Origin of the sequence: Paenibacillus darwinianus (genome assembly GCF_000598065.1) — a bacterium.
GTDB classification, from domain to species: domain Bacteria; phylum Bacillota; class Bacilli; order Paenibacillales; family Paenibacillaceae; genus Paenibacillus_I; species Paenibacillus_I darwinianus.
Window position 1 is genome coordinate 1 of record NZ_KK082194.1, and the last position, 5,929, is coordinate 5,929.

4 protein-coding genes and 1 pseudogene are annotated in these 5,929 nt (G+C 58.4%); all 5 read right to left on the bottom strand.

Going from position 1 to position 5,929, the window contains the following annotated elements:
* Positions 1-1,453 (bottom strand): annotated as a pseudogene (locus BG52_RS12675) (TIGR02680 family protein); the annotation flags it as partial.
* 76 nt (positions 1,454-1,529) lie between these two features.
* Positions 1,530-2,753 (bottom strand): TIGR02678 family protein, encoded by a 1,224-nt coding sequence (locus BG52_RS12680; protein WP_036667389.1) that lies wholly within the window; start codon positions 2,751-2,753, stop codon positions 1,530-1,532.
* Between the two features lie 11 nt (positions 2,754-2,764).
* Positions 2,765-4,306 carry a TIGR02677 family protein gene (locus BG52_RS12685; protein WP_036667390.1) on the bottom strand — a complete coding sequence of 514 codons (1,542 nt, stop codon included), beginning with the start codon at positions 4,304-4,306 and terminating at the stop codon, positions 2,765-2,767.
* 210 nt (positions 4,307-4,516) lie between these two features.
* A complete protein-coding gene (locus BG52_RS12690; protein WP_036667392.1) occupies positions 4,517-5,164 on the bottom strand; it encodes an ABC transporter ATP-binding protein in 648 nt (215 codons plus the stop codon).
* Positions 5,161-5,929 (bottom strand): ABC transporter permease (locus BG52_RS12695; protein ID WP_144340816.1); only part of this gene is annotated, 769 nt, incomplete at its 5' end. The genes BG52_RS12695 and BG52_RS12690, both read right to left, overlap by 4 nt.

Sequence of the window (5,929 nt, forward strand, 5' to 3'; positions counted from 1 at the left end):
GCCGGCTCGCTTCGCCGAGCTCCGTCTCCCGCTCCCGGGCCAATACGGCCGACTCCCGCTCCTGGCGCGCCTTGCCCGCCGCCGTTTCCACACGCTCCCGATGGCCTTTCACATCGCGCCGCCAGGCTTCCCGCCACGATTCATCAGCCGGGATGTCCGGCATCCAATAGCGATGATAGACCGGATGCTCGGCGAACTCCATCTCCTGCGCCATGGACTCCAGTTCTTCCAGAGTCGCCTCCTGCTCACGACGTGCGGCCAATCGCCGGTCAGCCGACTGTGCCCGCTCCCGGTTCAGTTTATCCTCCCGCAGGCGGCTTTTTTGTTCCCGCTCCCGCGAACGCTCCAACTGCTTCTCCATATCCTCGAGCGATGCCGACGCACTCTCAAACTCCCGTTGCTTGCCGATTGCCTCATGCTTCTCCAGCACATTCCGCTCGACGCTGATCGCCTGAAGCCGCTCTTGAATGCGCCCCCGTTCCCCTTGTGCAGCCGTTTTGTCCCGTTCCGCTTCCTCCAGCGCAAGTGCAGACGCCTGCGCCCGAGCCGCATAAACGTCGTGTTCCGACTTTGCTTCCAGCAGCTCGCCCGCTTTTAAATAAAGCACATGCTTGTTGTAACGGTCATAGCTCTCCTGCAGCCCGGCCATCTCCTTGCGGTGCACCCGGATTTCATCCAGCCGGTCGGCGAGCTGGTCCATATCCTCCAGCACTTCCGACAAGGGGCGCAATTCATCCTCCACCAGCGGCGGCAGCGCCTGATGAAGAATATCATATATCGCGGAAGGCTTGAAATCCTTCGAAAGCTTCGGGCTTCGCAGCTGAATCATGAGCTGAAGCAGATCCTGGAAAGCCTCCGTTTCGGCAAAGCCGAACAACTGCTTGTTGACGAGTTCCCGATAAGAGCCTTGATCGTGAACGACCTGCCCGCCTGCGCCGATTCTGCCCTCTAAATCCTTTCGGTCGAGCGGAATCCGGTCGCCCCTCTCCAGCCAATCGTTCCGGTCGTAGAGCCAGAAGTCATACCCGATCCGCCGCCCGTCCTCGAGCAGGAATCCCCAGAACTGCACCTGAGCAGCGTTGCGCCTTGCCCGAAGGCCGATGCCGATCGTCTTGAACGCCCCGGTATCCGGGCGGTGAAATTCCATCCACAAGTAGCCGGTTGCATCCGTTTTACCGCCGTCCTCTTCCCCCAGCAAATAGTACTCGATGCGCCGATCCCGCGATCCGAACGGATCGAGCCGGTGCGCCCGTTTGTCTCCGTCCAGCACGAGCGGCAAGAAGCTCTGCATCGTAACCGATTTGCCCGAGCCATTGGCGCCGCGCAGTATGAGCCGGCCATCCTCCAACTGAAATTCCTCTTCGTCGTAATACCAGAAGTTCAGAATGCCGACGCGATTCATCCGCCAACGCGCATCCGTCCGCTCCGCGCCTCTCTTTTGATCATCCGCCATTGTCTGTCACCCCGCACGCCCAATGGGCTAATTTCAGCCAAACGCCTCGGCTCGTCTGCCGATGCTTTATTCCGAATCACCCGTCAAAATCCGTGTTCGCATATTCCGCATTCCAGCGGCCCAGCACCGGAGAGATCAGAAAATGCGCCGAGTCCTCCCATGACCCCAGACGCCAGTCCTCCAAATGCGCGATGCACAGGTCCGCCAACTCCTGAGAGGACGACTCGCGAAACTCCTTGCTCCAATATTCTTTATGCCGTAAATGCAGCTTGTATAGAATCGTCTCCATCTCGGCCCGTGTAACCCGGATGCTTCCATGAGGCTCTGTGTACGTTCCGCTGCCCTCTTCATAGAGCTGCCTTCGCAGTTCTCCGGCAACCAGCAGCGCGAGGTCGGAAACCCCCGACAGCGTCGGGAACAATGCGGCTTCGCTCGTCAGCTCCGGGTGAAAAAACAGCAGCCCTTCCCGGTACCGTCGCCCTTCCCAACCGAACGTTTTCCCGAGCTGATCCATAATGGCCCGCCGCTGCCACCGTACGTAATTCAGGTCCTCCTCCTCGTCCCATTCCGCATCCGGTACGGCCGGCTCCAGCAGCAGCCTGCGGTACACCCGATGCCGTCTGCGCATCGCCTGTCCGTCCTGCGTATCCGCGTACGGAATCGGATCAGACAACTCTTCCATTCGGCTGTATGAGGTCAGGTCCTTCGGAAACCGGCGCAGCACGTAGCGCGTATTCGACGAGCATTCGAACAACGCGTTCTTCTCTCGGTTCTGCGCCCAGTCACCTTCATCGCCATCTACTGCATGCAGCACGCCGAGCGATTTCAGCTTCTTGAGCGCCCGCGCCATCGACAGCCGATGATGATAGATCGTCCAATCCGCATCCAGCCCCTCGCCGGCCATTTGATCCCGGATCTCCTCCACAATATCCGAGAGCAGAAATTGGTCCAGCTCCGTCTTGCTCTCCAGATACCACAGCCCATACGTGAAAAACACATAGTCTCTCGGTTCGCGAAACTCCGGAAAGCCCATCCACGGCAAAGCTTTAACCGGCGCCTTGTCCAGCTTGGCGATCGACCGGGTCATCAGAAGCGGGAAGCCCGCTTTGTCCATAAACCAATCGCGCAGCTCCTCATAGTAGTCCTTGACGGCAAAATAAAGCTCCGGGTCCTCGCTCTTCGCGACCCACGGCCGGTTCAGCAACGCATGAACGCAAGCTCTTTTGCGCTCCGCCGCCTGCTCCGCTCCGGCCCGGCTGCGGCCGACCCTGCTTACTGCCGATTTCCCCGATGCAGCCATGAAGATTCCCCTCACTCCTCTATCCTCGCGGCCGCCGCTTCCCTCGCAGCATCCGTCAGTATAAATACCAGCTCATAATCGGCCATATGCAGCTCGCCGTCCTCCGAGACGAGGACGGTTCTTTGTTCCGTACGCGGATTGGTCATGCGAACTCGGACGCCTTCCGGCGTCACGAAGGAGTGGTTCGACCCGGCCGTCATGCACCGGCCGATCCAGTGGAGCAGCCGCAGCCGCGTCTGGCTCGGCACCTCGCCCAGCTCCGAGATCCGCACCCTTCCTTTCGCCAAAAGCGCTTCGATCGCGTTCCACTCCTCCGCCTGCCGCAGCAGGAACGCTTCCCGTTCCCGCTGCTTCCGCTGCTCGTTGTCGCGCACCGGCTCGGACTGCTGCCGCTCGCCGCGCTTCCGGCTGCGCGAACGAAGTGTCCGCACCGTAGGCCGCTCCTCCCACATCGACATATCGGCCCGGTCCGAATCGCGCAGGTCCTCCCCTTGCAGATGACGCGTCGGAAACAATCCAAAAGCGAATCCCGCCAGACGGTGGGCATCATCCATCACATGCAGGCCCGCGAACCAGCGGGCCAGATGCTCCAGCTCCTTTTTGCGGCTTAGACCGGAACGCTTGCGTTCCTGAATCCGAATCGCGCTCCGGACGATCCGCGCGATCGCGTCCTTGGTTGCGCGCTCCAGCAGCGTAAGCTCGCTGGGCGAACCGCCTTCGCCGATAAACCAGCGCTGAATGTTGTCCCAGCCTTGCCGAAGCTCCTTCAACAGCGCTTGCCGATCGGGCACATCCTCAAGCCGCGGCTTGTTCAATTCTCCTTCCACGACCTTCTCCAGGAACATATCGCGGACATTATCGTTGATCCGCAGCAGATTGCCTTCGATTTTGTAGGCGCTTCGCTGCAGGGCCTGCACGAAATTCTGCAAATAATTCGTCAGCTTCTCCTTGAAAACCAGAAACGCTTCGGCCACCATCATCTCCTCGGCCTTGGCGGTATGCAGGCTGGCGATATAATCCGCAGCGTTTTCGTGCAGGCTGACAAACGATCGGTAGAGTATATTCCAAAGCTCAAGCGCCGTCTCCGGCTCCAGTTGACCGGCATCCCTGCGAACGGCAAACAGCTTGTCCGCAATCGTATCGAACAAGGAGGCTTCCAGCGAACCTCCGTAGCCCGTCACCTTTTCGAGCGTCTCAAGCAATCTCTCAATTTCAATGGAATAAGGACGCAGCAAATATTGCATTTTTTTCTTCAGGTACTCCGCCAGTGTCGTCGAACGCCCCCCGTCATGCCTGGCCGTCAGGTTCTGCCACTCCACCAGCTGATCCAGATCCGTCTGACACTGCTCGAGCGTGTAGCCCGGCCATACGCTCCATTCGCTCACGCCCGCAAACACCTCTTCAGGCTTCAACCAATACCTTAACCGCTTATACTCCTGGTAAAAGAAACGCATAATGGCCCGGTAGCGCACCACATTTTCGGCGTTCACATATTTCAGCTCCGGCACCTGGCGCAGCGATTGCGGCTGCAGCCCCGAAAATCCCGCATCCATACTCCGTCTCCCCTCTCCGTCCGTTTATCCATTGTTTTCATCATACAAATGACTGCACTACCTTCGCAAGCGGACGGTTCTGGAAGCGCCGCAGGTTACCAACAAGGAGACGAGAAGTAAAAGGCTGATCGCCGCGCCACAACGAAGAGAACCCTGACCTTGCGGTCAGGGTTCTCTTGTTTCACGGCATGCCGCACGGACTACGCTGCCTTACGCGAACTGTCCGATGCGGACGGTACGCTCGCATATCGCGTCAACGTCCTGCTGGTCGTGAGTGACGAGCAGACAGGTCATCTCCGCTTTTTTCAGTATGTCGCGAAGCTCGGCCCGAATCGCCGCTTTCAAGTCCACGTCGAGGTTGCTGAACGGCTCATCCATCAGCAGCAATGCCGGCTTCGGGGCAAGGGCGCGGGCGAGTGCGACACGCTGCTGCTGTCCGCCGCTCAGTTCATGCGGATAGCGATTTTCCAGGCCAGTCAGCTGCACCAGCTCAATCATTTCCTTCAGACGCGCCTGGCGGTCTGCCTTGGAGAAACGATGCAAACCGAACTCGATATTTTTGGCGACGGTGAGATGCGGAAACAGGGCATAGTCCTGAAAAACCATCCCCACCCCGCGCTGCTCAGGCGGAATGAAGGTTCGAACGTCGACGACCGTACGCTGCGAGATATCGATCTTGCCCTCTGCTGGCGTTTCCAGCCCGGCAATCAAGCGAAGCAACGTGCTTTTGCCGCTTCCGCTTTCACCGACCACACCGACAATCTCCCCTTTGCTCATGGAGAATGAAAATTGATCGATAACGGATAATTGTTTTCTGGAATAAGTGAACGACAATTTGTGAATCGCGACAAAGCTCATTGCATCACTCTCTTTCCCACATGATGAAAAATGATGATCGATATCGTGCTGACGCCGATGATGAATAGCGACGGAACCGCAGCCGAGAAAATCCGTTCATCGCTTCCATACTGATAAGCCTTGGTTGCCAGCGTATCGAAGTTAAACGGCCTTAGCAACATTGCCAGCGGAAGCTCCTTTACGATCTCGACGAACGTGAGAATCACGCCGCTGAGCAAGGAGCCCTTGATCAAAGGCAGGTCCACTCCGAAAAAGGTCCTCGTGATGCCTGCGCCCAGCATCCGGGAAGCCTCAGTATATTTCATGCCGATTTTCTCGAAGCCCGCTTCGACGCTGTTATAGCCTGTGGCCGTGAACCGGATGACATAAGCGACGACCAGCATGACCAGCGACATGCTAAGCACGAGCGGCGCTTCGCCTTTGCCCATCCAGCCGTACAACGGCGCGAGACGCTCATCCAGCCAGATGAAAAGGGACAGCACGCCGATCGCGATGATGGCGCCCGGTACAGAGTACCCGGTGGTCGTGATTTTGGCGATCGCATAGCCGACCCGGTTGTTCATCATGCGGCTCACATTGCCTACGATGACCGCCAGCAGCATAATGACCGCTGTAGCGAGCAGCCCCACCGATACGGTGTTATAGGTCAATTGCCGAAAATCGGCTGTAAGCAGCACATCGTTATAGGTCCAGCCCGCCCAGACGAACAGCTGCGTGACCGGGATCAGGAAAGATACAATGAGCACGGCACCGCAGAACGCCACG

Excerpts from the sequence above, each read along its gene's own strand:
- BG52_RS12685 (WP_036667390.1), bottom strand. The coding sequence starts at position 4,306 with ATGGATGCGGGATTTTCGGGGCTGCAGCCGCAATCGCTGCGCCAGGTG.
- BG52_RS12680 (WP_036667389.1), bottom strand. The coding sequence starts at position 2,753 with ATGGCTGCATCGGGGAAATCGGCAGTAAGCAGGGTCGGCCGCAGCCGG.
- BG52_RS12690 (WP_036667392.1), bottom strand. The coding sequence starts at position 5,164 with ATGAGCTTTGTCGCGATTCACAAATTGTCGTTCACTTATTCCAGAAAA.